Consider the following 24,803-nt stretch of genomic DNA (forward strand, 5'->3'; position numbering starts at 1 on the left):
CACCGGCCGTGGCGGCCGGGACGAGGAGGAGTGGTGCGGGAGCTGCTGACCATCGGGACGTTCGCGCGGGCCGCCCGGCTGTCGCCCAAGGCGTTGCGGCTGTACGACGAGCTCGGGCTGCTGCGGCCGGCCGCGGTGGACGGCGAGTCGGGATACCGCTACTACGACCCGGCCCAGCTGGAGCGGGCCCGCCTGATCGCCCGGTTGCGGCGGCTCGGCATGCCGCTGGCACGCGTCCGGCAGGTGTGCGACCTGCCCGCGCCGGACGCGGCCGAGGAGGTGGCCGCATATTGGCGGCACGTCACGGCCGAGACCGAGGCCCGCGGCCGGCTCGCCGCCCTCCTCGTCGACCACCTGTCGGGAAGGGGCAGCGCCGTGAAGGACACCACGACCATGCCGGGGATCCGTTACGCCGCCCGGTCGGAGCCGGGACCGGTGCGGACGAGCAACGAGGACATCGCGTACGCCGGGGAGCGGTTGCTGGCGGTGGCCGACGGGATGCGCGGCCCGGGCGGCGACCGCGCGGCCGCGGCGGCCGTCGACGCGCTCAAGCGCCTGCGGGCCCTGCCCGCGCCCCCCGAGGACCTGCTGGGCGCGCTCGCCGACGCCGTCGGCGACGCCGAGCGGGCGATCCGGGACATCGCCGCCTCGACACCGTCGGGAGAGGCGGTCACCACGCTGACCGCGCTCGTGTGGTCCGGGTCGCGGCCGGCACTGGTGCACATCGGCGACAGCCGGGCCTACCTGTTCCGCGAAGGGGGACTGTTCCAGATCACCCACGACCACTCGTACGTGCAGTCGTTGATCGACGAGGGCCGGCTCACCCCGGAGGAGGCCGTCTCCCACCCGCGGCGCTCGCTTCTGGTACGCGCGCTGACCGGCACCGGATCCTCCGTCCCCGACCTGTCGATGCACGAGGCCGTCCCCGGCGACCGTTACCTGCTCTGCTCGGACGGCCTGCCGGGTGTCGTGCCGGCCCGCGTGCTGCGCGAGGCGCTCGCCGGTCCCGGCGGCCCGCAGCAGGTCGTCGACGAGCTGATCGACCTGGCGTACGGCGCCGGCGCCCCCGACAACGTCGCCTGCGTGGTCGCCGACGTGGTGGCCGACGTGGTGGCCGACGTGGTGCCCGGCACTGCGGCTGACGTGGTGACGGGCGACGGCGGGGCCTCGCGATGAGCGGCACCACGGTACGGCGGCCCCGTCCCTCCGGGCCCGCCTCCGCGTGGGCCTTCGCCGTCGACTGCCGGCCGCTGGCCATCCCGGCGTTCCGGCGGATGTGGGCCGCCTCGGTGATCTGTGCCGTGGGCGGCTCCTTCAGCGTGGTCGCGGTGCCGACGCAACTGTTCACGGTCACCGGCTCGTCGGCGGCCGTCGGAGCCGCCGCGGGGGTGTCGTTCGCCGCGCTGGTCGCGGCGGCGGTGTGGAGTGGCGCCCTCGCCGACATGATGGACCGGCGGACGATGCTGCTGGTCGCCGACCTGGGCCTGGCGCTGACGTACGCGGCGCTGTGGCTCCAGGCGGTCCTGGGCGGTCGTTCCGTCCCCGTCCTGCTGGTGGCGGTGGCCTTCCAGGGGCTGGCCTACGGGACGGTCCTGACGACGACGGGGGCCGCCGTGCCCCGCCTCGTCCCGGCCGAGCTGCTGCCGGCGGCCAACAGCCTCAGCTCGCTGGTCCGCTATGGCGGGTCGATCCTGGGGCCGTTGCTCGCCGGTGTGCTGGTCCCGGTCGTCGGGCTCGGCACGCTGTACCTCTTCGACGCCGTCGCACTGCTCGCCGTGGTGTGGGCCGTCGCCATGCTGCCGTCGTTGCCGCCGCCTCCCTCAGCAGGCACGGAGGACGCCGCGAACGGCGGCCGAGGCTCCTCGGCGGCCGGACGGATGCTGGCCGGGTTCCGCTACCTGACGGCCGACCGGCTGCTGGTGGCGGTGCTGGCCGTGGACCTCGCGGCCATGGTCTTCGGCATGCCCTCTGCGCTGTTCCCCGAGCTGGCCCGTTACGCCTTCGGCGGCACGGCCGGGGGCGGCCCGGAGACGGGACTGCTCTACGCGGCCTACCCCGCCGGGGTCTTCGCGGCCGGGCTGCTGTCGGGCACGTTCACCCGCGCCCGGCGCCACGGCGTCCTCGTGGCGGGCGCCGCCGTCGCGTGGGGCATCGCCGTCGTGCTCGTCGGCCTGGCCGCCGAGCTGTGGATCGCGCTGGCGGCGCTCGTGATCGGCGGCGCGGTCAACTTCGTGCTGAGCACCTTCCGCACCACGATCACGCAGGCGCACACCGGCGACGCCGTACGCGGGCGCGTCCAGGGCGCGCTCACCGTCGTACTGGCCGGAGGGCCGCAGATCGCGAACCTGCTGCACGGTGCTGCCAGCGCTGCGCTACACGATGCCGCCAGCGCTGCGCTGCACGATGCTGCCAGCGCTGCGCTACACGATGCCGCCGGCGCGCTGTACAGCCCGCGCATCGTGATCTGTGCGGGTGGCCTGCTCACCGTGGTCACCGTGGCGGCGATCACCTGGGCGATTCCTGAGCTGCGCCGCTACATCGCCCCCGCTCCGCGGCCGGTCGCCACCCGGACGTCACCGGCCGCACCGGGAGACCGGGTCAGCCCGGCACCTGCCAGCCGCGCTCCCGCAGGCCGTCGGTGAGCACTCCCGCCGCCTCCGGCTGGACGTACAGCTCGGCCGCGCCGAGCTCCAGCCCGGTGGCGTGCTCCAGGCGGATGTCCTCGATGTTGACGCCCGTCTCGCCCGCGGCCTGGACCAGGCGGGCCAGCTCGCCGGGACGGTCGCCGATGAGCACCTGGACCACCGCGTACGTCCGCGCCGGGCCGCCGTGCTTGCCGGGGATCCTGCCGGTCCCCCGCACGCCGCGCGACAGGAGGTCGGTGACCTGCTCCATGGCCGCGCCGTCGCCCGCCAGCGCGCGAAGCGAGCGGGCGGCGGCGCTCAGGTCGGCCACGAGCGCCTCAAGCACCTCGGCGACGGGCAGCGCGTTGCCCTCGAGGATGCCGGTCCACAGCGCGGGGTCGCTGGCGGCGATGCGGGTCACGTCGCGCACGCCCTGCCCCGACAACCCGAGCGCCGTCTCCGACGCCTCCGCCAGCCGGGCCGCCACCGCGGCGGCCGTCACATGCGGGGCGTGTGAGACGACCGCGACGGCGCGGTCGTGCTCGGCCGCGTCCACGCGCACGGCGTTGCCTCCGCACAGGGAGATCAGCCGCTCCACCGCGGCCACCGCCCGGGGGGACGCCTCGTCCGCCGGGCAGTACGCCCACGGACGGCCGAGGAACAGGTCGGCGCGGGCCGCCGCCGGGCCGGACCGCTCGCGGCCCGCCAGCGGGTGCCCCGCGATGTACGCCGACAGGTCGCAGCCGAGCTGGGCGGCCTGGGCCAGCGGGAGCGCCTTCACGCTCGCCACGTCGGTGTAGAAGCGGGCGCTGTCGCGCTTTTGCAGGTCGAGCAGTTGCTGCGCGACGAACTGGGGCGGCACGGCGATGACCGCGAGATCCACCCGCTGCTCGCCGGTCCAGTCCTCCCCCGCGCCCAGCTCACGCGCGAGCCGTACGGCTCCCGCGTCCCGGTCGGCCAGGAAGACCCGCACGTCCCGCTGCCGCAGCGCCAGCGCGATCGACGTGCCGATGAGGCCCGTCCCGACAACGACCACACTGCCGATCTCGGCGTCCTCGATGGGAGTCATCGTGCTCTTCCTGCCGTCGCCGTCCCCAGGTGCGCTGTCCCGCGACGGATGTCTCGTAGGTGGATGGTGATGGTTCGCCGCCGTGCCGCCCCGGCGTGGGTCCTACCAGGCGGTGCTCATTAGGCGTTGCCTATTGCGCGATGTCCACGCGCAGCGCCACGGCACCGCGCAGGTACACGTGCTGGATCTCCTGCCGGGGACGGTCGGTCTGCACGTGGGCCATCAGCCGCACCACGCGCGGAAGCGCGCCCGGGACGTCGATCTCGGTCGCGCACAGCAGGGGCACGTCGTGGAACCCGAGCTTGCGCGCGGCCAGCGCGGGGAACTCGGCGGTGAGGTCGGGCGTGCACGTGAAGATCACGCTGATGACGTCGTCGGTCGTGAGGTTGTTGCGCCCCATCACCTCGGTCACCAGCTCGGTCGTCCCGGCGAGGATCGCGTCACGATCGTTGCCGTCGACCTGGATGGCTCCGCGAATCGCCCGCACCATGTCGTTCCCCTCTCGCTGGGACGGGCCGGTCTCCAGCGGAGACAAGCCCGGCCCATCTACGTGCCTTTCAGCAAATTCTGCCCAACCTGCGGCTTTCGCCCGCCGCGCGGAAAGGCTACAGGCCGACCGCCGCGTACAGCTCACCGATCTCCTGCACGGTGAGCGCACGAACGGTCCCCGGCTTGAGCCTGCCGAGCTTGACCGGGCCGAACTCGATGCGGGCCAGGTCGATCACCCGGTGCCCGGCCGTCTCCAGCAGCCGCCGGACGATGTGCTTGCGGCCCTCGTGCAGGACGACCTCGACCAGCGCCTGCTGGCCGTGCTCCTGCACCACCCGGAACTCGTCCACCTTGGCCAGGCCGTCCTCCAGCTCCACGCCCTTGCGCAGCACCTTGTGCAGGTCGCGCGCGATGGGACCGGGCACCTTGGCCCAGTACTTCTTCTGCACGCCGTAGCTCGGGTGGGTCAGCCGGTGGGCCAGCTCCCCGTCGTTGGTCAGCAGCAGCAGGCCCTCGGTCTCGGTGTCGAGACGCCCCACGTGGAACAGCCGGTGCGCGAGGTCCTGCACGTAGTCGTTCAGGCACGGCCGGCCCTCGGGGTCGTCCATCGTGCTCACCACGCCGATCGGCTTGTTGAGCGCGTAGTAGACGGTCTCCGAGGACGTCGGGATGCGCTTGCCGTCGACCCGGATGACCTGCTTGGCGGGGTCGACACGGGCGCCGAAGCGGCGCACCGTCTGCCCGTCCACCGTCACCCGGCCGTCGCCGATCATCTCCTCGCACGCCCGCCGGCTGGCCACTCCGGCCTGGGCGAGCACCTTCTGCAGCCGATCACCGCCCGGCACCTCGGTCGTGTCGCGCTCGTCGGTGTAGTCCGCGTCGTAGAAGTCCGGGTCGCGCAGCGGCTGCTTGGACGTCTTGAACGGGTTGCTCACGCCGGGGCTCTTGGCGCCTCCCGCGGGCCGGGCCGCGCTCCGCCCGCCGGCGCCCGCTCCGGGGCCGCCGTTCCGGCCGCGCCCGCCGCCCAGGCGGCCGATCGTCTGCACCTCGTCACGGCCCGCACGGCCTCTGCCGCCGCCGCGCGCCGCGCGGAAGCCACCGCGCTCGGGCCGTGCGCCCCGTGCCTCACGGTCGCCGCGTGCCTCACGGTCGCCGCGTGCATCACGGTCGCCGCGTGCATCACGGTCGCCGCGCCGGTTCCGGCCGTCCCGGTCGCCGCGCTCGCTCCATCCCTGACGGTCGCCGCGGTCCTCGTCGCGGAAGGCCGCCCGCCTCGTCTCCTGGGCCGTCTCGTGACCGCCGTCGCGGTCACGCAGCCGGTCCCGGCCGCCCTCCGGCCTGCCGTACCGGCCGCGCGAACCGGTCCCCTCCGTACGGAACGAGGGGCGGTCGGCGGAGAAGCCGTCCCGGGCGCCGCGCTCCCGGCCTGAACCGCGATCACGGTCGAAGTCACGCTCGAAGCCACGGCGGCCGTCGCGGTCGAACCCACGGCCACTGTCGCGGTCGAAGCCACGGTCGGACCCGCGGCCGCCGTCGCGGCCACCGGAACGGCCACCCTCCGGCCTGCCGTACCTGCCGGGAGAACCGCCCCGATCGGCGCGGAAGGAAGGCCGGTCGTCGTCGCGATGCCGCTCGCCGCCGGAACGCGCGTCGCGGCGGCCGGTGTCACCGTAACGACCGGTGTCACCCGCACGGCCGCGGGAGCGGTCGTCGCGGCCGTCGCCGGAACGGCGGTCGCCGTACCGGTCGCCGCGCGGGGCCTCCTCGCCGCGGAACCGCCTGGAGTCCGGCCTGTCGGACCGGGAGTCGGCCCTTGAGTCGGCCCTTGAGTCGGACCGGGAGTCGGACCGGGAGTCGGACCTGGAATCGAAACCGTACCCGGACCGGGAACCAGGGACGCGGGAACCGCCGCGCCGGTCGCTCTGGGGGCGGAAGCCGCCTGATCCGCCGCGGGATCCACGCGAGCTCGCGCCCTGCTGACCGGTGCTCCGGCTCCGACCGCGTCCCTCACCGGACGGGGTGCCACGCCTGTTGTTCACTACTTCTGCTCCTCAAGAATTTCCACGTCGTCCGGGAGGAACGGGGCGAGCTCGGGAAGCTCGTCGAGGCTCCGCAGCCCCAGTCTCTCCAGGAAGTAACTCGTCGTCCGGTAGAGCACGGCCTGGCTCTCCGGGTCGGTTCCGGCCTCCTCCACGAGGCCGCGTGCGACCAGCGTCCGCATGACGCCGTCGCTGCTCACGCCGCGCACCGCCGCCACCCGGGCCCGGCTGACGGGCTGCCGGTAGGCGACCACGGCGAGGGTCTCCAGCGCGGCCTGCGTCAGCCGCGCCTGCTGGCCGTCCCTGACGAACCTCTCCACCAGCGCGGCACACTCCGCCCTGGTGTAGAAGCGCCAGCCTCCGGCCACCTCTCGCAGGTCGAAACCCCGTCCGGAGGCCGTGTATTCCTCCGACAGCGCGCGGAGCGCGGCGACGACCTCCGCCGTCGGGCGTTCGAGCACCTGCGCGAGGGTCACCTCGGCGACCGGCTCGTCCACCACCATCAGGATCGCTTCGAGGGCCGCGGTGAGCGCGGGCCCCTCGACCGGCGGCTCCTCCCCGGCCCCTCCGCCGGAGGGCTCGCCCGCGGAACCGGGGATGTCGCTCGCTTCCATCGCTCCTCGCTCGTCGTGCGGGTTACGTCTCCGCCACGCCATTCGTCCGGCGTCCTCGGTCCGGCGCGGCCTCCACCTGGCCGGGTGTGGCGGCCCGCCTCACTCGTCCGGTTCGGCCGCCGCCTCGCCGGGCCGTTCCTCGCGCCGGCCCTCGTCGTAGTCGTCGCCCACCGTGACGTCGCCGTCGGCGGTTCCCGTCCAGGTGACGTACAGGTCGCCGAGCGCTTCGACCTGTTCGAAGGAGACCGCGGCCTCCCTGAACAGCTCAAGGACGGCCAGGAAGCGGGCGACGACCTCGAACGTCCCCGCGCAGTCGGCGGTCAGCGCCCGGAAGGTCGCCGTGTGCAGCCGCCTCAGCCGCTCGACAAGAATAGCGGCTTGCTCCCTGACGCTGGCCAGTGGTTGGTAGATGTGCGAGACCGACACCGAGGGCGGGGCCTTGGGAGTGAAGGCCCGCGCCGCGATCTTGGCGAGCTGCTCGGGCCCGATGCCCAGCACGAGTTCCGGCAGCAGGTCGGCGAAGCGCTTTTCCATCGGCACGGCGCGCGGGAAGCGCAGCGCCTCCTCCGCCATCCGGCCGGAGAAGATCTTCGCGACCTCCTTGTACGCCCGATACTGCAGCAGCCGCGCGAACAGCAGGTCACGGGCCTCCAGTAGGGCGAGGTCCTCCTCGTCCTCCACCTCTCCGGTGGGGAGCAGCCGGGCCGCCTTGAGGTCGAGCAGGGTCGCCGCGACGAGCAGGAAGTGGCTCGTCTGGTCGAGGTCCCACTCCGGGCCCCGCGACCGGATGTACGCGATGAACTCGTCGGTGACCTTGTGCAGGGACACCTCGGTGATGTCCAGCTTGTGCTTGGAGATCAGCCCGAGCAGCAGGTCGAACGGCCCTTCGAAGACGTCAAGGTGGACCTGGAAGCCGCTCGGCGCGCTCTCCTCGGTCCCCTGGTCCGTCTCCTGGCCGGTCGTCACACCTGCCATTGTCCCCCTACCGGCGCGCTCGCGCGGCACCTACGCCATACCGTCAGACGCGGGCGGGCCACCTGGCCAGCAGCTCGCGGGCCAGCTCGCGGTAGGCGGTGGCGCCCATCGAGCCGGGGTCGAACTGCGTGATCGGCTCCCCCGCCAGGGTGGCGTCGGGGAAACGCACCGTCCGGTTGATCACGGTGTGGAACACCTTGTCGCCGAAGCCCTGCATGATCGTCTGCAGCACCTCGCGGGCGTGCAGCGTCCGGGGGTCGTACATCGTGGCGAGCAGGCCGTCGATCTCCAGATTCTTGTTGAGCCGCTCCTGGACCTTGCCGATCGACTCCATCAGCAGCGCCACGCCGCGCAGCGCGAAGAACTCGCACTCCAGCGGGATCATCACGCTGTGCGCGCAGGTCAGCGCGTTGACCGTCAGCAGGCCGAGCGACGGCTGGCAGTCGATCAGGCAGATGTCGTAGTGCGGCAGCAGGGGCTCCAGCGCCCGCTGCAGGGCGTACTCCCGCGCGACCTCGTTGACGAGTCGGATCTCCGCGCCGGACAGGAAGATGTTGCTCGGCAGGAGCTGCATGCCCTCGACGGTGGTGTCGATCAGCACGTCCTCGACCGTGACGTCCGGCTCCTCCATGATCAGGTCGTAGACCGTCGCCTCGAGCGGCCGGGGGTCGATGCCGAGACCGACCGACAGCGCGCCCTGCGGGTCGAAGTCGACGAGCAGAACCCGCTGACCCACCTCGGCGAGCGCGGCGCCCAGGTTGATCGTGGTCGTCGTCTTGCCGACGCCGCCCTTCTGGTTCACCATCGCGACGATGCGGGCGGGCCCGTGCGACTCCGGCGGGGTCGGATCGGGGAACACCGGACGGGGACGGCCGGTCGGCCCGATCGCGCCGGGAGCCCCCACCCACGTCCCCTCTGTGGTCGCAGTCACCTGTTGGTCCTCCCTGACGGCCCTCGAACCTGATCGAATCTAAAGGGTAGGCACGTGGTCGGCAAGGCGGCGCGCCAAAGGCCGCCGAGATGGCCTTCTAATGCAACGCACGGGGATGCGCCGCCGCGTAGACCTCCCGGAGCTTGTCGACCGTCACCAGGGTGTACACCTGCGTGGTGGTCACCGAGGCGTGCCCGAGCAGCTCCTGGACAACCCTAACGTCGGCGCCCCCGTCCAGGAGGTGGGTTGCGAACGAATGGCGCAACATATGCGGCGATACGCCAGAAAGTCCGGCTCGCTCCGCCGCCGCCTGCAGCACCTCCCAGGCGCCCTGCCGGGTGAGCCTCCCGCCCCGCGCGTTGAGGAACAGCGCGGGTGTCCCCCGGCCGTGCGCCGCCAGCCGGGGCCTTGCCCTGACCAGGTACGCGTCGAGCGCCTGGCGGGCGAAGCGGCCGAGCGGCACGATCCTGGTCCGGCCGCCCTTGCCGCGCAGCCGCACCTGGTCCTGGTCGGGCTCTTCATCGTGGGCCGGGCCCGTGGGCACGTCGTCCACCGCCAGCCCGACGGCCTCGGAGATCCGGGCGCCCGTGCCGTACAGGACCTCCAGCAGCGCCCGGTTGCGCTGGGCGAGCGGCGAGTCCTCCGGGCCGCAGGCGGCGATGAGCCGCTCGACCTCCGCGACGGTGATCGCCTTGGGGAGCCGCCGGAGCTGGCGCGGCGGGCGCACCTCGTGCGCGGGGTCGTGGCCGGCCACGCCCTCGCGCAGGGCGAAGCGGTGCAGCCCGCGTACGGCCGACACGGCGCGGGCGGCCGAGCTGGCGACCAGCGCCGGGTGGTCCTCGTCGCCCTCCCGCAGCGCGGCGAGGAAGGCGACCACGTCCGGCTCGGCGACCTGCGCGAACGTCTCCAGCCCGCGCCCCCGGAGATGTTCGACGTATCGGCGCAGGTCACGCCGGTAGGAGGCGAGCGTGTTGGCAGACAGCCCCCGCTCCACCGCCAGGTGGGCGAGGTAGCTGGACAGCACCGCCTCGGGCTCGCTCAGGACGTCTCCCTACGGACTCATGCCTCCGGCGCGTCGGCGGGACGAAGGCCCTTGAATCCGTCGGCGGAAGCAGCGTATGCGGCGAGGATACCGGCGACGGCAGGAGAATTGTGGATCATTCCGCTCAGCACCTTGTCGACCGCCGCACCCAGGGGAATCCAGACCGCCGGCATGTCGGTCTCCTCGTGGTGGCGCACGTACGTGTTCTCCTCGTCGGGGATCGGCTCCACGTCGCGGGCCAGGAAGACCCGGATGCGCTCGTCCGACATGCCCGGGGAGGTGTGCAGGTCGACCAGCGTGTGCCACGTACGCGCCCGGTAGGCGGCCTCCTCGGCGAGCTCGCGCGCCGCGCACTCCACCAGCGGCTCGCCCGGCACGTCGCGGATGCCGGCCGGCAGCTCCCACAGCAGGCGCCGCACCGGATGCCGATACTGGCGGATCAGCAGCACCCGGTCCTCGCCGTCGAGGGCGAGCACCGCGACCGAGCCGGGGTGGACGACGTAGTCGCGGTCGGCGGTCACCCCGCCGGGCATGTCCACGGTGTCGGTGCGCACCGTGATGACCCGCCCGGAGAAGCGCTCGGCGGAGGCGACGACGTTCCAGGACTCCTCGGTGTCCTCCACCTTCACCGTGTTCCCCGCCGTCACTTGGCCCGCCCCGCCTTCGCCACGTTCTCCCGCCGGCCCGCGTACTCCAGCGCGGCCTGGACCAGCCCCTTGAACAGGGGGTGCGACCGGGTCGGGCGGGAGCGGAACTCCGGGTGGGCCTGCGTGCCGATGAAGAACGGGTGCTGGTCGGTGGCCAGCTCGGCGTACTCGACGAGGCGGCCGTCGGGCGACAGGCCGGAGAACACCATGCCGACCTTCTCCAGCCGCTCCCGGTAGGAGTTGTTCACCTCGTAGCGGTGCCGGTGGCGCTCCTCCACCTTGGCCTTGCCGTACAGGCGGCGGGCCAGGGAGCCCTCCCCGAGCTTGGCCGGGTAGAGGCCGAGCCGCATGGTGCCGCCCATGTCGCGCTCACCGGCGACGACGTCCTTCTGGTCGGCCATGGTGGAGATGACCGGGTTGATGGTCTCGGGGTCGAACTCGGTGCTGCCGGCGTCCTCGATCCCGGCCAGGTTGCGGGCCGCGTCGATGACCATGCACTGCATGCCCAGGCAGATGCCGAGCAGGGGGACGCGCTGCTCGCGGGCGTGCCGTATGGCGCCGACCTTGCCCTCGATGCCGCGTACGCCGAAGCCGCCGGGGATCAGCACGCCGTCGACGCCGTCCAGCTCGCGGGCCGCGCCCTCGGGGGTCTCGCAGTCGTCGCTCTTGACCCAGCGGATGTTGACCCGCGCGTCGTTGGCGAAGCCGCCCGCGCGCAGCGCCTCGGTGACCGACAGGTACGCGTCGGGCAGGTCGATGTACTTGCCGACCAGCGCGATCGTGACCTCCTTGGCCGGGCGGTGGACCCGGCGCAGGAGCTGGTCCCACTCGGTCCAGTCCACGTCGCGGAACGGCAGGCCGAGCCGGCGCACCACGTAGGCGTCGAGCCCCTCGGTGTGCAGGACCTTCGGGATGTCGTAGATCGAGGCCGCGTCGACGGCGGAGACCACGGCGTCCTCGTCCACGTCGCACATCAGGCTGATCTTGCGCTTGAGCGAGGTGGTGATCGGCCGGTCCGAGCGGCAGACGATCGCGTCGGGCTGGATGCCGATGCTGCGCAGCGCGGCGACCGAGTGCTGCGTGGGCTTGGTCTTCAGCTCCCCGCTCGGGCCGATGTAGGGCAGCAGGGAGACGTGCAGGAAGAAGACGTTGTCGCGGCCGACCTCGTGGCGGACCTGCCGGACGGCCTCAAGGAACGGCAGCGACTCGATGTCGCCGACGGTGCCGCCGACCTCGGTGATGACCACGTCGACGTCCGGGCCCGCCATGCCGCGGATGCGGTCCTTGATCTCGTTGGTGATGTGCGGGATGACCTGGACAGTGTCGCCCAGGTACTCGCCGCGGCGCTCCTTGGCGATCACGTTCGAGTAGACCTGGCCGGTGGTGACGTTGGCGGAGCCGTGCAGCTCGGTGTCGAGGAAGCGCTCGTAGTGGCCGATGTCGAGGTCCGTCTCGGCGCCGTCGTCGGTGACGAACACCTCGCCGTGCTGGAAGGGGTTCATCGTGCCGGGGTCGACGTTCAGGTAGGGATCGAGCTTCTGCATGGTGACGCGGAGGCCGCGAAGCTTGAGGAGACGACCGAGGCTGGAGGCCGTGAGTCCCTTGCCGAGACTGGAGGCGACGCCGCCGGTGACGAACAGATGCTTGGTTTGTGCGGCGCTGCGCAAGAAGAGCTCCCGTGGTCGATGTCGATCCGGCCGTCCGGTTGGACGCCGCGATGCCCACGGGCTCTCAGAATATCAAACGTCGGGCAACATTGGGCTTGCCACGTGCGCTAACCCGCCATAGCGGACAAGCCGACCTAACGGTAACTTGTCGCGTTATGTCGTTCGTGAAGCGCGCCGTCGGCCGTCTGGTCCACCGGGGGTGGGCCTACGTGCGCGAGGCCGCGGCGATCAGCCCGGCCGCCCAGGGCGGCTACCGGTTCCGCAGCATGGGCGAGGGAGTGTGCCTGTCCTTCCCTCAGGGCGCCATATTCGGTGAGCAGTGGATCGAGATCGGCCCCCACACGCTCGTCGGCGAGCGGGTGTCGATCTCCGCCGGGATGGGCCCCGGCGTGGACCTCGGGCCCGACTCGATCGTGCGGATCGGCCGGGGCTGCTCGATCGGCAGGGGCAGCCACATCGTCGGCCACCAGTCCATCGACATCGGCGACGACGTCTTCACCGGCCCCTACGTCTACATCACCGACCAGAACCACGTGTACGACGACCCCGAGATACCCATCGGGCGGCAGTGGCCGCGCAACAAGCCGGTCTCCATCGGCTCGGGATCCTGGATCGGGACGGGGGCGATCATCCTGCCGGGGACGCGGATCGGCCGCCAGTCGGTGGTCGCGGGCGGCGCCGTGGTGCGCGGGGAGTTCCCCGACCACTCGGTCATCGCCGGCGTCCCCGCCAAGATCGTCCGACGGCACTCCCCCGACCTCGGCTGGCACAGTCCCTCGGCCGTCCGCCTCACCTCCCCTCTTCCCGCCGACCCCCGCACCCGCCCCGAGCACGAGTCACGCACGGCCTGACCGAACGCCGGAGCCGTGTTCGCCATCCGCCCGACGAGCCGCCCACGACTACGTTTCCTGGCAGGATCATGACGCGGAGTGACAACCGCGAGGGCAGGAGGACACCGGATGGCCACGACTCTTCCCGAGTGGCTCCACCCCGGTCCGCCCGGCGGGTGGAGCGCCGGCACGCTCGACCACCTTCCCCCTGACGCACCCCGGCATGTCGAGCTGATCGATGGCTCCCTCATCATGCAGTCCCCCCAGGCCGCATTCCACATGTTCGTGCTGAGGCTCTTGGAGAGAGCTCTCGCCTCCCCGGGGCCTGTGCGCCGTGCGCGAGATGAGTGTCACCCTGGGTCTGCGCCAGCGGCCGGAGTCGGTTTCGACGTGGACATCGACCTGGATCTGAGCCGGTTCATCGGCTGACCCAGCCTTCGAGTGCCGTGACCCGCCGGTCAGCCGGGTGGGACTGCGGCCCGGGCGCGGCGAGCCGCCCGGTAGCGCCGCACCCTGCGGATAAGCCGCCAGGCCGCGAACGCCAGCACGGCCAGCGCCACCACCACCAGGACGGGCAGGAAGATCGCGATCAGGCTCATGCCGAGCGAGCCCACGTCCTCGACCGTGCTGACGACCGGCGCGCCCACGCCCGCCGTACTGGCGTTCACCACCGGCCGCGCGGTGGCCTTGATCACGTGCACGGCGAGGGCGACGGCGATCCCCAGCAGCCAGCCGACCGCCGGGTGCTCGGCCATCCACGCCGAATTGTCGACCTTCGCCGCGGCCGCCGTCGCGCTGAAGACCACGCCACCCGACGCGGGCCGCACCGCCGTCTGGATCATGTCGTTGACGTGATCGACCACGGGCACCTTGTCGAGGACGAACTCGGCGACAAGCAGCACCGCGACGATCGCGAGGACCCAGGAGTTGGACAGCCACGCGTACTCGGCCGGCAGCCGCACGGCGTCGGTGAGCCGCGCGAGCACGCCGACGAGCAGCAACGGGATGTACGCGTTGAGCCCGGCCGCGGTCGACAGTCCGAGCCCGGTGAGCGCCGCGAACATGAGCAACCTCCTCCGGCCGGCGGGACAATCCCGCCTTCCCCTCAACGGACGACCCCGGCGCCGTGTCCCCGCTTACTACCGCGAATCAGGCTTCCGACACCCGCGTGCACGAGCCGGGCGTGGCCCCGGGCCGGCGGCTCGGTATGGCCGGTCTGCCCGGCCACCCGGTCGGTGCCCGGAGGCGCCGTCAGCCCGGTGCGGCGGCGAGCGCGTCGACCAGGGAGGCGAGGTCCTCGGCGCGGGCGCCGCGCTTCGCCATCGCGCCAAGGTGCTGGGCCTGCTCTCTCGTGGGGAGGAAGCCGGCCAGCATGGCGGGCAGGAGCAGGCGCCTGCCGAGCACCTCAGGGACGGAGATGCCCTCGGGCCGCCGGACCACCGAGACGTTCACCCGGATGGCGTGCTCGTTGCCCGGCGGCACCCCGGGACGGTCGGTCTCCCTGGCCACGTAACGCGTGCCGTGCGCCACGTCGCAGCGCGGGCACCCGGCCCGGCGACCCAGCGGGCCGCCGCACTCGGCGCAGGTCAGGCGGTCGAGCGCGGCATCGACCACGCGCCAGTCGTGCCGGTCCGGTTCGTCGGCCACCATCTCGGCGATCGCCCGCTCGTCGGCGGGCGTGACTCGGTCGCCGAACTCGCGCAGGAGGAAGTCCCGCCAGCCCTCTTCCACGATGGCGTCGACCAGTTCCGCACACCGCGGGCAGGCGGGAGCACCGCCGTACTCCCAGCCTCCGCAGGACGGGCACCACCGCAGCGGCTCGCCCACCGCAGGTCGCACTCATGACCTCCCGGGTTGGACCCTTCACGCAGAAGGCTAGGTCGGCCCTTGGGGGCGGGCGACCGGTTTTCCCGCCCGCCCCAAGGCGTTCGCGACTCCGATCGTGGACGGCCGCGCCGCCCGCGTGCTCTCACCGAGCGCGGCGTCGCCTTCTGCCACCAGGCCACCCAGGCCGTACGCGATCTGGAACAGCGGTGGCAGCACCTGCTCGGCCCCGAAGACCTCGGCCGACTACGCGCCGCGCTCCGGGCACTCGGCCGGTCCGGCGCCACCGGACGAGGCCAGAACTGACCGACCCGGCCCCGCAAGCACAGGACAATCAGCCGCACAGCGGTAAATATCGCACGCTATTTCCGCGAAAGACCGAGGTCGCCCGTCCAGTCGCGCCCGCGCTTTTCCCCGGCATCCCCGGTGGCCGTTCGGCGCGGAATTCACCGCACAGGACGCGTCGATTCCGGTGGCGCGGCAGACCGCCGGCCGGCCCCCAACCGCACCATGAGGAACTCGCGGAGTCACTGCCCTTCTTGACCGGCCGGCTGGAGCACCAACAGGGCGCTGTCGTCCTCGACCCGCGCGAGCCGCAGGTCGACGTCGCCGATGCGGCCCGGGCTGCTCGTGCTGATCGTCACCGCTCCCCTGACCCGGCAGCGGTCGTTGTAGCAGTTCCGGCTGATGCTGGTGTTCCAGCCGTCGACGACCGTGGAGGTGCCGGTGAAGGCGAGCCTGACGGCGTCTCCCCGCAGGCCCACCACGGTGATCTCGTCCACGCCCAGCCTCGGGTCGACCGGGATGCCGTCCCCCTCGCGCACCCGCACCTCGCAGTCGCCGTCCCGGCACCCGGCGAGGCCGCTCGGCGTCGCCGACGGACTGGGCACCGGCGACGGCGTGGGTGTCACGGACTGGCTGGGCGAGACCGGAGCGAACGTGACCGGCCGGCTCATCGGCACCGCGGCGGACGACCGCGCCGGAACCCCGCCGCAACCGGAGAGAAGCACGGTCACCGACCCGGCGGTGAGCACGAGGCGGGCGGCAGGGCTGAACGCGATGGTCGTCGAACGCATGATTTCCCCGATTGCCACAGACGGATTCGCCCGGCAGGAGCCGCTCGAATGGGCCGCTCCCATAACGCGTGTACGTGAATCCACGCGCCGACGAATGCCTTCCCCGCAACAGACCAGGTCAACCGCTTCGGAGCGCCGCGCCCCGCTCATTTCCTGGTAGCCGACGGCGTTTCCAGCGGAATAAGGACGCCAGAACTCGAACCCGTTTCCGCACTTCGCCCGCCAACGGTTATAGCGCACAATTCACTAGAACCCGCCGAATTCGAAATCCTGCGGCGCGGACGACGGCGTCACTTCACGCCGGCCTCGCGCATGTCGCGGACCTCCCGCTTGAGCTCCTTGATCTCGTCGCGCAGCCGGGCCGCCACCTCGAACTGCAGGTCGGCGGCGGCGTTGTGCATCTGCTCGGTCAGCGACTCGATCAGCGACTCCAGCTGGGCGCGCGGCATCTCCCCCGCGATCGCCTTCGCGTGCTGGCCCGCCCCGCGGGACGCGACACCCGGCACGGGCGCCTTGCCGCGCGACTGCTGGCGTCCGGCGCCGCCGAGAAGCTGCGCCGTGTCGGCGTCCTCGCGGACGAGGCTGTCCAGGATGTCGGCGATCTTCTTGCGCAGCGGCTGCGGGTCGATGCCGTGCGCCTCGTTGTAGGCGATCTGCTTGGCCCGGCGCCGGTTGGTCTCCTCGATCGCCCGCTCCATGCTCGGCGTGATCTTGTCGGCGTACATGTGAACCTGGCCGGACACGTTGCGGGCCGCGCGGCCGATCGTCTGGATGAGCGAGGTCTCCGAACGCAGGAAGCCCTCCTTGTCGGCGTCGAGGATCGCCACCAGCGACACCTCGGGCAGGTCGAGGCCCTCACGCAGCAGGTTGATGCCGACCAGCACGTCGAACTCGCCCATGCGCAGCTCGCGCAGCAGCTCGATGCGGCGCAGCGTGTCGACCTCGCTGTGCAGGTAGCGGACCCGGATGCCGTTGTCGAGCAGGTAGTCGGTGAGGTCCTCGGCCATCTTCTTGGTCAGCGTGGTGACCAGGACCCGCTCGTCCCGCTCCGCCCGGGCCCGGATCTCCTCCATGAGGTCGTCGATCTGGCCCTTGGTGGGCTTGATGATCACCTCGGGGTCCACCAGGCCGGTGGGGCGGATGACCTGCTCCACCACGTCGCCCTTGCTGCGGCCCAGCTCGTACGGCCCCGGCGTGGCGGACAGGTAGACGGTCTGGCCGATGCGCTCCAGGAACTCCTCCCACTTGAGCGGGCGGTTGTCCATCGCCGACGGCAGGCGGAACCCGTGGTCGACCAGCGTCCGCTTGCGCGAGGCGTCGCCCTCGTACATCGCGCCGATCTGGGGGACGGTCTGGTGCGACTCGTCCAGCACGAGCATGAAGTCGTCGGGGAAGAAGTCGAGCAGCGTGTGCGGCGCGGTGCCCGCCTCACGGCCGTCGATGTGCCGCGAGTAGTTCTCGATCCCGGCGCAGGTGCCGACCTGGCGCATCATCTCGATGTCGTAGGTGGTGCGCATGCGCAGCCGCTGTGCCTCGAGCAGCTTGCCCTGCCGCTCCAGGTCGGCGAGCCGCTCGGCGAGCTCCGCCTCGATGCCGGCGATGGCCCGCTCCATCCGCTCGGGACCGGCCACGTAGTGGGAGGCGGGGAAGATGTGCAGCTCGTCGTCCTCGCCGACGACCTCGCCGGTCAGCGGGTGGAGCGTCGCCAGCTTCTCGATCTCGTCGCCGAACATCTCGATGCGGACGGCCAGCTCCTGGTAGACCGGGATGACCTCGACCGTGTCGCCGCGCACGCGGAACGTGCCCCGGGTGAAGGACAGGTCGTTGCGGGTGTACTGCATGTCGACCAGCCGGCGCAGCAGCTGGTCGCGCTCGATCTGCTGGCCGACCTTGAGCCCGACCATCCGGTCGACGTACTCCTGCGGTGTGCCCAGGCCGTAGATGCAGGAGACGGAGGCGACCACCACCACGTCGCGGCGCGACACCAGGGACCAGGTCGCCGAGTGGCGCAGCCGCTCGACCTCCTCGTTGATCGAGGAGTCCTTCTCGATGTAGGTGTCGCTCTGCGGGACGTACGCCTCGGGCTGGTAGTAGTCGTAGTAAGACACGAAGTATTCGACCGCGTTGTTGGGCAGCATCTCGCGCAGCTCGTTGGCGAACTGGGCGGCGAGCGTCTTGTTCGGCTGCATGACCAGCGTCGGGCGTTGCACCCGCTCGATGAGCCACGCCACCGTCGCGGTCTTGCCGGTGCCGGTCGCGCCGAGCAGGACCGTGTCCTTCTCACCGGCGTTGACCCGGCGCTCCAGCTCCGCGATCGCGGTGGGCTGGTCGCCGGACGGCGTCATGTCGGTGACGACCTGGAAGGGTGCGACCTTCCGCTTCAGGTCCGTCATGGATGTCATCGGCCGCTCAGCTCCTCACTCGCCCCGTCCACCGGCGCGGGCGGCCGCACAGACACACAGACACGCTCGCGCCCGCTCCGGTTCACCTCCATAACCTACGCGCGGCGACCGACAATTCCGGCCCCGACGCCCGCTCCACCGTTCGCCTCCGGGCAGCCGCTCCCTGCACGGCGAACCCTTTGCCGGACCATGACCCTGTCGTTACGATTCGAGTCGGGGGCCGACACTGACGGGATGGCGGGGCTGACCTATGGCGGGGTTGCGGAGTGCCGTCGGCCAGTCGCTCGCGTGGGCGGCCAAGAACGTCGACGGGGCCATCGCCCTCGTGCTGGCCGTGGCGGTGGGCGTGCTCGGCGTGCTGCCCGACGACGTGCTCTCCGACGAGGTGAAGACGCAGCTCGTCAGCGGCACCACACTGGTCGTCCTGGCCCTGGTCGCGACCGCACTGCTGCGCGACCGGGCCCGGCAGGAGCCCGTCGAGGAGGCCATGCACGCCACCTCCGGCGTCCTTTCGCGGCTCCCGGAGCGCCTGGACCGCCTCGACGAGCTGGAGGACCTGGTCGCGGGCACCCGGCGGGCCCTGGAGGACATGGCGGTCATCCGCATCCTGGGCAGCCAGCACGAGATCGCGCAGGCGCACGCGGACGCCCGGCGGGGCACCGACCGCTGGACGTTCAAGGGCGGCACCGGCACCTACATGCGCGCCGTCACGCTGCCCGAGTGCGTGGCCGCCGCGCGGCGCGAGAAGCGGCACCTCACGGTCCGCCTGGAGATCATCGACCCGACGGACGAGGCGGTGTGCGAGAGCTACGCGCACTACCGCAGGTCGCTGTCGGACCGGCCGGACGGCACCGGCGAGGTGTGGACGACCGACCGGGCCAGGAAGGAGTCGTACGCGAGCGTCCTGGCCGCGTTCTGGTATCGCCAGCGGTACGGCCTGCTCGACATCGCGGTGGGGCTCACGCCGGTCATGACGACCTTCCGGTGGGACGTGTCCGGCCGCGCCCTGATCATGACGTCCGAGGACCCCAACCGGGCCATCATCGCCTTCAGCGGCTCGTTCTTCTACGAGAGCTGCGGCACCGAGCTGCGTACGAGCTTCGAGCAGGCCCGCCGCGTGGCGATCGACCGCTACCGGTCGGTGCCGCTGAGCGACGAGCCGACCGTCGAGGAGGTCCGCAGGCTGTTCGACCGCGTCGACCTCCCCCTGCCCAAGTCGTTCACCGACCGCGACGTGGTCGAGGTCACCCGTAAGGCGCTGCGCGCCAAGGATCCGTACGCGCCATGAGGTATGGGGACGTATCCGACGTGCTCGCCAGCGGGAGCGCCCGCGAGTGGGCACTCGGCGTGCTCGGCGAGATCAGTGCGGGCGGCTCGGGCGTGCGGGGCGTGCGGCATCCGCTGGGGTTCCTCTGCCTGCCGCTGGTCCGCGAGGGAGACCTCGGGGTGTGCGTGCACGTGTGGACCGCCGCCGCGCGGCGCGCCCGCAGCACCACCTCCCAAATCCACTGCCACAGCTGGGACCTGGTCAGCCACGTCCTGTACGGCCAGGTGCGCAACGTCCACGCCGTGGTGACCGACACCAAGCGGTCCCCCACCCACCGCGTCTTCGAGGTGGTCAGCACGCCGTCGGGCGACGTCATCCGCCCCACGCGGAGGACCGTGGCGTACGCCCCGGGACGCACCGAGCTGTTCGGCGCCGGGGACACCTACACGCTCGTCGCGGGCGCCTTCCACAGCAGCGTCATCCCCGAGGACGGCGAGGCCGCCACCGTGGCGCTCGGCCGCGGCAGGCAGGGCCTGGGCGACCTGTCGCTCGGGCCGCTCGCCACGCCCCTCCACCACGTCAGGCGGGAACGCCTCGACGACGCCGAGACCGCACGTGCCGCCGAGCTGGCCAGGAGGAGCCTGTGGACCTCGAACACGCCAGGCGGGTAGCCGTCGAGGCCGCCCTGTCCGCCGGGGCCGTGCTGCGCGAGAGCGCGCCGGGAGCGGTCGCCGTCCACGACAAGGGCGGGTCGGGCGACGTCGTCACCGACCTCGACCTGGCCGCCGAGAAGCTGATCCTCGACCGCATCCGGGCCGAGTTCCCCTCCCACCGGATCGTGGCCGAGGAGTCGGGCGTCCACAGCGGCGACCGTCCGGACGGCGGATGGACCTGGCTGGTCGACCCCCTCGACGGCACGAACAACGTGGCGATCGGCCTTCCCGCGTACGTCGTGGGCCTGGCGCTGTGCGCGGACGGCCTCCCGGTGCTCGGGGTGGTCCACGAGCCGCTCTCCGGCCGCACCTGGTCGGCCGTCAGCGGCGCCGGGGCCCGCGGGCCGGCGGGACCGCTGACCGGGCCCCCGAGCCGCGACCTCCGGCACGGGCCGGTGCTGGCCTGGACGCAGGGCCACGGGGTCTCCCGGCGGGACCCGGCGGCGCGGTCGCTGAAGATGACGATGGACGCCCGCGCCCGGCGGGTGCTCCAGCTCTGGGCGCCGCTGCTGTGCTGGGCGATGCTCGCGCGCGGCGACATCGACGGCATGATCGGCTACCGCGCGGAGGGGCTCGACCTGCCCGCCGGGGCCCTGATCGCACGGGAGGCCGGGGTGGAGATCCGGCGGCTCGACGGCGGGCCGTTCGAGGCGTCCGCCGAGGGCCCGCCCGAGGACCGCAGCTTCGTCGCCGCCCCGCCCGCCCTGGTCGGGGACCTGCTCGACCTGGTCGCCGAGGCCCGCCGGCTGGCGCCCGCCCTGCCGCCGCTCTGAGGGGCGCGTCAGTCGTCGAGGCCGCGGGCGGCGAGCGCCTCGCCCAGCGCGTCGGCGTGTCGCAGGGCGCCCACGACCAGCGGGACGGCGAAGGCGCGCGGGCTACGCTCGACCCCCCTGGCGCGCTGGGCCTCCCGCACCCGGGTGACCAGATCCGCGATCACCGGCACGCTGCGCAGCGTGAGGGACAGCAGCAGCGACAGGCGGAACGGGTCGAGGCCGGCGAACCTGGCGGGGGCGAGGCAGCGCTCCAGGCAGGCCATGAGCGCGCTGGTGCGCGTCGTGAGGGTGACCAGCCCGGCCAGGGCGACGGCGAGCACGACCCGGAGTGTGGAGGACGCCGCCGTCGGCAGGTCCGCGAACACCAGTTGCACGCCGAACAGGGCCACCGCGAACCAGCGGACGGGCCGCACCTGCGCCCAGGCCGCCGCGACGCCGACCCCGGAGACGGCGTACAGCAGCACAACGACGGCGGCGGCGCCCGCCAGCGCCGCGGGCGAGCGCAGCAGCAGGAGCGCCGTGCAGGACACGGCGAGCCCGGCGAGCTTGGCCCCGGCGGGCAGCCGGTGCAGGAGGGAACCGCCGGGCACGTAGGCGCCGGTGAGCCCGCTCACGCCATCGCCTTCCTGTAGTGGCCGATCGCGGCGGCGGGATCGGCGTCGGCGACGATCCGCCCCTCGTCGATCACGAGCACGCGGTCGAAGTCCTCCAGCAGCGCGAGGTCGTGGGTGACCACGACCACCTGCTGCGGAAGAGTCCGGAGCAGCGCGGCGACCTGCCGGGAGTGGCGCAGGTCGAGCAGCGTGGTCGGCTCGTCCATGACCAGGATCTCCGGTTCGAGCACCAGGACCGAGCAGAGGGCGAGCAGTTGCTTCTGGCCGCCGGACAGGTGATGCGCGGGGTGATCGGCGTGCTCCGCCAGGCCGTACCTCTCCAGGACCTCCCGCACCCGGCGCTCGACCTCCTCGCGCGCCAGCCCCTTGCGGTGCAGCGAGAAGGCCACGTCCTCGGCCACCGTGGGCATCACGATCTGCGCGTCCGGGTCGGTGAACAGGAACCCCACGCCGCGTCTGATGCGGGCCGCATGGCGGCGGGTGTCGAGCCCGGACACCGTCACGGTGCCCGAGGACGGCAGGACCAGCCCGTTGACGAGGCGGGCGAGCGTGCTCTTGCCCGAGCCGTTGGCCCCGACGACGCCCACGCGGCGCTCGGTCAGCGAGGCCGTGACGCCGCGCAGCACCTCGCGCTGCCCGAGCCGCACATGGACGTCCTCCAGCCGGATCACTCACACCACCTCGAACAGGGCGGCGATCCCGAGACCGCCGCCGACCGCGACCGCTGCCAGGCCCAACGTCCCCGGCGGCGCCCCGAGAAGCCGGCTGAACAGCCGGGTCACCACCACCGCGCCGCTCGCGCCCCAGGGGTGACCGAGGGCGAGCGCACCGCCGTCGGCGCACACGCGACCGGCGTCCGCCCCGAGGGGATCGAGGCCGAGCGCGTCGGTGACCGCGAGCACCTGCGCCGCGAACGCCTCCACGATCTCCACCGCCGCCACCCTCTCCAGGTCCACTCCGGCCCGCCCCAGCACGCGCCGTACGGCCGGCACCGGTCCCCACCCGGGGAGCGCGGGGTCGCAGCCGGCGACGGCGCCGGCCAGCAGGCGCAGGCCGGGCAGGCCGGCCGCCGCGCGCAGCCGCTCGGGCACGAGCGCGACGGCCGCGGCCCCGTCGCTCACCGGGGAGGAGTTGCCGGCCGTCACCGTACCCCCCGGCACGAACGCGGCGGGCAGCCGGGCCAGGGACTGCGGCCGCAGCACGCGCGGGCGCTGGTCGTCCGCCCGGCCGCCGATCGGGACGATCTCACGCGCGAAACGTCCGGCCTCCCGGGCGGCCAGCGCCCGCGCGTGGCTCCGGCAGGCGTACGCGTCCTGGCGCTCCCTGATCACGCCGCGCGCGGCGGCGAGCGCCTCGGCGGCCGGGCCCATGTCCGGGTCCGGGTGCCCCTCCGGGGCGAACGGCGCCCGCGCGTACGGCACGGCCGCCTCATGCCCGGCGCCGGGAACCCGGTGGGCCCGCAGCGGCGCGGTCGAGGCGCTCTCGACACCCCCGGCGACGACGAGGTCCGCCTCGCCGCAGCGCACCGCCTGGGCGGCCAGCAGGATCGCGGCGAGGCCGCTGCCGCACTGCCGGTCGACGGTGACGCCGGGCACCTCGTGGCCCAGCCCGGCGGCCAGCGCGCAGACCCGTGCGAGGTTGCCCCCGGGTCCCGTGCAGTTGCCCAGCACCACGTCGTCCACCGGGACGCCGAGGCACGCCACGTCGCGGGCGACCGCCTCGATGACGGGCGCGGCGAGCCGGTCGGCCGTCAGGGTCCGGAACGCGTGGCCGGCGGTGCCGATGGGGGTGCGGCGGGCCGCCACGACGACCGCGTGCTCGTCCATCTCAGGCCAGCCGCCGCAGGCCGGGGTCGTCGCCGCCGGCGAGACGGGCGGCGACGAGGCCGCGGGCCGGCTTGCCCGCAGGGGTCCGGGGCAGGGACCCGGCCGCGTACCAGCGCCGGGGCCGCTGCGCCGGGTCGAGTTCGGCGCGCGCCGCCGCCTCCAGCGCGGTCCTCGACGCGCCCTCGCCCTCGACGACCGCGGTGACCACGGCGCCCAGATAGGGGTGCGGCGTGCCGACCACGACCACGTCGTCCACTCCCGGCACCTTCCTGAGCACCTCCTCGACGTCCTCGGGCACCACGGTGGCGCCGCCGGTCTGGATCGCGCCGTCGCCCCGGCCGCGCAGCCGCAGGACCTCGCCGGGCCGGTGCGGCTCCGCCAGGTCGCCGACCGTCATCCAGCCGCCGTCGTCCCGCCGAAGAGGGCCGGTCGCGCCGGCCACGTAACCCTCGCAGAGCCACGGGGAGCGCACCCACACCTCGCCCAGGGCCTGCCCGGGCGGCACCCTGACGTCGATCTCGACGCCGGGGAAGGGCCGCAGCCCGGTGCCGTCGGCGTCCACGGCGACGAACGACAGCTCGGTGGCGCCGTAATAGGACACCACACGCACTCCGGCCGCCGCCGCACGGGTCCTGACGGCGGCGTCCAGGGCGGCCCCGCCGACCACGGCGGTGCGCAGCGGGCCTGCGGCCGCCTCCAGGGCGTCCAGCACGGCCGGCAGGCGGTGGGGCACCACGTGGACCACGGTTGCCCGCCGCAACCGCTCCGCCAGCCCGCCCGGGGACCACCGGCCGGGGACCACGGCCGTCGCGCCCGCCGCCAGCGTGTGTACGGCGGCGAAGCCGTACAGGGAGGAGACCAGCGGGCCGGGGATCAGCACGACGTCGTCGGGGCCGATCCCGGTCAGCGCGTCCAGATGGGCGAACGACCCGGTCCACGAGGCGCGGTCGCGCGCCACGGCGCGGGGCCTGCCGGTGCTGCCGGAGCTGAAGCAGGCCCAGGTGAGGTCGTCCGGCGCGGGGCGGTGCCGCACGGGCGGGCCGTCCGCCTCCGGCAGCGGCGCGTCGAAGCGGGCGGCGACCGGCACCGCGGCCATGACCTGCGCGCGCCGTTCCTCGCTCCAGGCGTGGTCGCACAGCAGCGGCGTGGCGCCTGCCAGGTCGGCGGCGAGCACGGCGACGAGCAGGGCCACGGGGTCGGCCTGGCCGACCGCGGCGAGCGCGCCGCGGCCGATCCCCTCGTCGGCCAGACGGCGCGCGGCGCGGCCGATCCGGGCCGCGAGTTCGGCGTAGCCGAGGTCGCCTCCGGGACCGGACACCGCGATCCGGTCCGGGCGGACGGAGGCGTGCCGCAGGACCTGAGCGGCTACCGGCACGGGCAC

The 24,803-nt window shown here is 73.2% G+C and carries 24 protein-coding genes; 6 read left to right on the plus strand and 18 right to left on the minus strand.

The features are described 5' to 3' along the window. Positions 1 to 33: 33 nt before the first annotated feature. Positions 34 to 1,176, plus strand: a complete 1,143-nt coding sequence (locus ACQEVJ_RS29805; protein ID WP_433106726.1) for a MerR family transcriptional regulator — start codon at positions 34 to 36, stop codon at positions 1,174 to 1,176. Then, positions 1,173 to 2,642 carry an MFS transporter gene (locus ACQEVJ_RS29810; protein ID WP_433106728.1) on the plus strand — a complete coding sequence of 490 codons (1,470 nt, stop codon included), beginning with the start codon at positions 1,173 to 1,175 and terminating at the stop codon, positions 2,640 to 2,642. The genes ACQEVJ_RS29805 and ACQEVJ_RS29810 overlap by 4 nt, the downstream gene beginning before the upstream one ends. Here the strand turns inward: ACQEVJ_RS29810 and ACQEVJ_RS29815 are convergent. The 9 genes from ACQEVJ_RS29815 to ACQEVJ_RS29855 all read right to left on the minus strand — a co-directional run bounded on the left by ACQEVJ_RS29815 (position 2,599) and on the right by ACQEVJ_RS29855 (position 12,097). Next, positions 2,599 to 3,693 (minus strand): prephenate dehydrogenase, encoded by a 1,095-nt coding sequence (locus ACQEVJ_RS29815; RefSeq protein ID WP_433106730.1) that lies wholly within the window; start codon positions 3,691 to 3,693, stop codon positions 2,599 to 2,601. The genes ACQEVJ_RS29810 and ACQEVJ_RS29815 overlap by 44 nt on opposite strands. 130 nt (positions 3,694 to 3,823) lie before the next feature. Further along, the gene (gene aroH, locus ACQEVJ_RS29820) at positions 3,824 to 4,183 is read right to left on the minus strand and encodes a chorismate mutase (RefSeq protein ID WP_193203012.1); all 360 of its coding nucleotides are present in this window, start codon (positions 4,181 to 4,183) and stop codon (positions 3,824 to 3,826) included. A gap of 115 nt (positions 4,184 to 4,298) precedes the next feature. Continuing rightward, positions 4,299 to 6,221, minus strand: a complete 1,923-nt coding sequence (locus tag ACQEVJ_RS29825) for a pseudouridine synthase (RefSeq protein WP_433106733.1) — start codon at positions 6,219 to 6,221, stop codon at positions 4,299 to 4,301. Further along, positions 6,221 to 6,835, minus strand: coding sequence for an SMC-Scp complex subunit ScpB (gene scpB, locus ACQEVJ_RS29830; RefSeq protein ID WP_433106735.1), 615 nt, complete (start codon positions 6,833 to 6,835; stop codon positions 6,221 to 6,223). The genes ACQEVJ_RS29825 and scpB overlap by 1 nt, the downstream gene beginning before the upstream one ends. A gap of 99 nt (positions 6,836 to 6,934) precedes the next feature. Further along, complete coding sequence (locus tag ACQEVJ_RS29835) at positions 6,935 to 7,801, minus strand: segregation and condensation protein A (protein ID WP_433106737.1); 867 nt, start codon at positions 7,799 to 7,801, stop codon at positions 6,935 to 6,937. A 52-nt stretch (positions 7,802 to 7,853) separates the two neighbouring features. After that, positions 7,854 to 8,741 (minus strand): ParA family protein, encoded by an 888-nt coding sequence (locus ACQEVJ_RS29840; protein WP_433106739.1) that lies wholly within the window; start codon positions 8,739 to 8,741, stop codon positions 7,854 to 7,856. A 97-nt stretch (positions 8,742 to 8,838) separates the two neighbouring features. After that, on the minus strand, positions 8,839 to 9,765 hold the full coding sequence (locus ACQEVJ_RS29845) for a site-specific tyrosine recombinase XerD (RefSeq protein ID WP_433106741.1): 927 nt from the start codon (positions 9,763 to 9,765) through the stop codon (positions 8,839 to 8,841). Positions 9,766 to 9,800: 35 nt separating this feature from the next. Beyond that, on the minus strand, positions 9,801 to 10,430 hold the full coding sequence (locus ACQEVJ_RS29850; RefSeq protein ID WP_433106743.1) for an NUDIX domain-containing protein: 630 nt from the start codon (positions 10,428 to 10,430) through the stop codon (positions 9,801 to 9,803). Continuing rightward, a complete protein-coding gene (locus ACQEVJ_RS29855; protein ID WP_433106745.1) occupies positions 10,427 to 12,097 on the minus strand; it encodes a CTP synthase in 1,671 nt (556 codons plus the stop codon). The genes ACQEVJ_RS29850 and ACQEVJ_RS29855 overlap by 4 nt, the downstream gene beginning before the upstream one ends. A 155-nt stretch (positions 12,098 to 12,252) precedes the next feature. Between ACQEVJ_RS29855 and ACQEVJ_RS29860 the strand changes: the two genes are divergently transcribed. Next, positions 12,253 to 12,948 (plus strand): acyltransferase, encoded by a 696-nt coding sequence (locus ACQEVJ_RS29860; protein ID WP_433106747.1) that lies wholly within the window; start codon positions 12,253 to 12,255, stop codon positions 12,946 to 12,948. Positions 12,949 to 13,385: 437 nt separating this feature from the next. Here ACQEVJ_RS29860 and ACQEVJ_RS29865 read toward each other — a convergent pair whose 3' ends face one another. The 5 genes from ACQEVJ_RS29865 to uvrB form a co-directional block, all read right to left on the minus strand. Then, positions 13,386 to 13,991, minus strand: a complete 606-nt coding sequence (locus tag ACQEVJ_RS29865) for a DUF4126 domain-containing protein (protein WP_433106749.1) — start codon at positions 13,989 to 13,991, stop codon at positions 13,386 to 13,388. Between the two features lie 187 nt (positions 13,992 to 14,178). Next, the gene (locus ACQEVJ_RS29870; protein ID WP_433106751.1) at positions 14,179 to 14,766 is read right to left on the minus strand and encodes a hypothetical protein; all 588 of its coding nucleotides are present in this window, start codon (positions 14,764 to 14,766) and stop codon (positions 14,179 to 14,181) included. A 36-nt stretch (positions 14,767 to 14,802) separates the two neighbouring features. Then, positions 14,803 to 14,970: a hypothetical protein gene (locus ACQEVJ_RS29875; protein ID WP_433106753.1), complete on the minus strand. Its 168-nt coding sequence runs from the start codon at positions 14,968 to 14,970 to the stop codon at positions 14,803 to 14,805. A gap of 308 nt (positions 14,971 to 15,278) precedes the next feature. After that, positions 15,279 to 15,827: a hypothetical protein gene (locus ACQEVJ_RS29880; RefSeq protein ID WP_433106755.1), complete on the minus strand. Its 549-nt coding sequence runs from the start codon at positions 15,825 to 15,827 to the stop codon at positions 15,279 to 15,281. A 290-nt stretch (positions 15,828 to 16,117) separates the two neighbouring features. Beyond that, on the minus strand, positions 16,118 to 18,229 hold the full coding sequence (gene uvrB / locus ACQEVJ_RS29885) for an excinuclease ABC subunit UvrB (protein WP_433106757.1): 2,112 nt from the start codon (positions 18,227 to 18,229) through the stop codon (positions 16,118 to 16,120). 250 nt (positions 18,230 to 18,479) lie between these two features. On the opposite strand from uvrB, the gene ACQEVJ_RS29890 reads away from it, so the two are divergent. The 3 genes from ACQEVJ_RS29890 to ACQEVJ_RS29900 are packed head-to-tail and all read left to right on the plus strand — an operon-like array spanning position 18,480 to position 20,982. Next, a complete protein-coding gene (locus tag ACQEVJ_RS29890) occupies positions 18,480 to 19,517 on the plus strand; it encodes a hypothetical protein (RefSeq protein ID WP_433106759.1) in 1,038 nt (345 codons plus the stop codon). After that, positions 19,514 to 20,167 carry a hypothetical protein gene (locus ACQEVJ_RS29895; protein WP_433106760.1) on the plus strand — a complete coding sequence of 218 codons (654 nt, stop codon included), beginning with the start codon at positions 19,514 to 19,516 and terminating at the stop codon, positions 20,165 to 20,167. The genes ACQEVJ_RS29890 and ACQEVJ_RS29895 overlap by 4 nt, the downstream gene beginning before the upstream one ends. Then, on the plus strand, positions 20,140 to 20,982 hold the full coding sequence (locus tag ACQEVJ_RS29900; protein ID WP_433106762.1) for an inositol monophosphatase family protein: 843 nt from the start codon (positions 20,140 to 20,142) through the stop codon (positions 20,980 to 20,982). The genes ACQEVJ_RS29895 and ACQEVJ_RS29900 overlap by 28 nt, the downstream gene beginning before the upstream one ends. Before the next feature lie 8 nt (positions 20,983 to 20,990). On the opposite strand, the gene ACQEVJ_RS29905 is transcribed toward ACQEVJ_RS29900, so the two are convergent. The 4 genes from ACQEVJ_RS29905 to ACQEVJ_RS29920 are packed head-to-tail and all read right to left on the minus strand — an operon-like array spanning position 20,991 to position 24,803. After that, positions 20,991 to 21,596, minus strand: coding sequence for an energy-coupling factor transporter transmembrane component T family protein (locus ACQEVJ_RS29905; RefSeq protein WP_433106764.1), 606 nt, complete (start codon positions 21,594 to 21,596; stop codon positions 20,991 to 20,993). After that, on the minus strand, positions 21,593 to 22,267 hold the full coding sequence (locus tag ACQEVJ_RS29910) for an energy-coupling factor ABC transporter ATP-binding protein (RefSeq protein WP_433106766.1): 675 nt from the start codon (positions 22,265 to 22,267) through the stop codon (positions 21,593 to 21,595). Before ACQEVJ_RS29910 ends, ACQEVJ_RS29905 begins: the two co-directional genes overlap by 4 nt. Further along, positions 22,268 to 23,422: a thiolase family protein gene (locus tag ACQEVJ_RS29915; RefSeq protein ID WP_433106768.1), complete on the minus strand. Its 1,155-nt coding sequence runs from the start codon at positions 23,420 to 23,422 to the stop codon at positions 22,268 to 22,270. Between the two features lies 1 nt (position 23,423). Next, positions 23,424 to 24,803, minus strand: a complete 1,380-nt coding sequence (locus tag ACQEVJ_RS29920; RefSeq protein ID WP_433106770.1) for an AMP-binding protein — start codon at positions 24,801 to 24,803, stop codon at positions 23,424 to 23,426.

The sequence above is a fragment of the Microbispora sp. CA-102843 genome, from assembly GCF_050936215.1.
GTDB lineage: Bacteria > Actinomycetota > Actinomycetes > Streptosporangiales > Streptosporangiaceae > Microbispora.

What these genes read in the sequence shown, in the direction of transcription:
- ACQEVJ_RS29815 (WP_433106730.1), bottom strand. Translation starts at nt 3,693, where the DNA reads ATGACTCCCATCGAGGACGCCGAGATCGGCAGTGTGGTCGTTGTCGGG.
- aroH (WP_193203012.1), bottom strand. Translation starts at nt 4,183, where the DNA reads ATGGTGCGGGCGATTCGCGGAGCCATCCAGGTCGACGGCAACGATCGT.
- uvrB (WP_433106757.1), bottom strand. Translation starts at nt 18,229, where the DNA reads ATGACATCCATGACGGACCTGAAGCGGAAGGTCGCACCCTTCCAGGTC.
- ACQEVJ_RS29880 (WP_433106755.1), bottom strand. Translation starts at nt 15,827, where the DNA reads ATGCGTTCGACGACCATCGCGTTCAGCCCTGCCGCCCGCCTCGTGCTC.
- ACQEVJ_RS29895 (WP_433106760.1), top strand. Translation starts at nt 19,514, where the DNA reads ATGAGGTATGGGGACGTATCCGACGTGCTCGCCAGCGGGAGCGCCCGC.
- ACQEVJ_RS29890 (WP_433106759.1), top strand. Translation starts at nt 18,480, where the DNA reads ATGGCGGGGTTGCGGAGTGCCGTCGGCCAGTCGCTCGCGTGGGCGGCC.
- ACQEVJ_RS29865 (WP_433106749.1), bottom strand. Translation starts at nt 13,991, where the DNA reads ATGTTCGCGGCGCTCACCGGGCTCGGACTGTCGACCGCGGCCGGGCTC.
- ACQEVJ_RS29915 (WP_433106768.1), bottom strand. Translation starts at nt 23,422, where the DNA reads ATGGACGAGCACGCGGTCGTCGTGGCGGCCCGCCGCACCCCCATCGGC.
- ACQEVJ_RS29860 (WP_433106747.1), top strand. Translation starts at nt 12,253, where the DNA reads ATGTCGTTCGTGAAGCGCGCCGTCGGCCGTCTGGTCCACCGGGGGTGG.
- scpB (WP_433106735.1), bottom strand. Translation starts at nt 6,835, where the DNA reads ATGGAAGCGAGCGACATCCCCGGTTCCGCGGGCGAGCCCTCCGGCGGA.
- ACQEVJ_RS29810 (WP_433106728.1), top strand. Translation starts at nt 1,173, where the DNA reads ATGAGCGGCACCACGGTACGGCGGCCCCGTCCCTCCGGGCCCGCCTCC.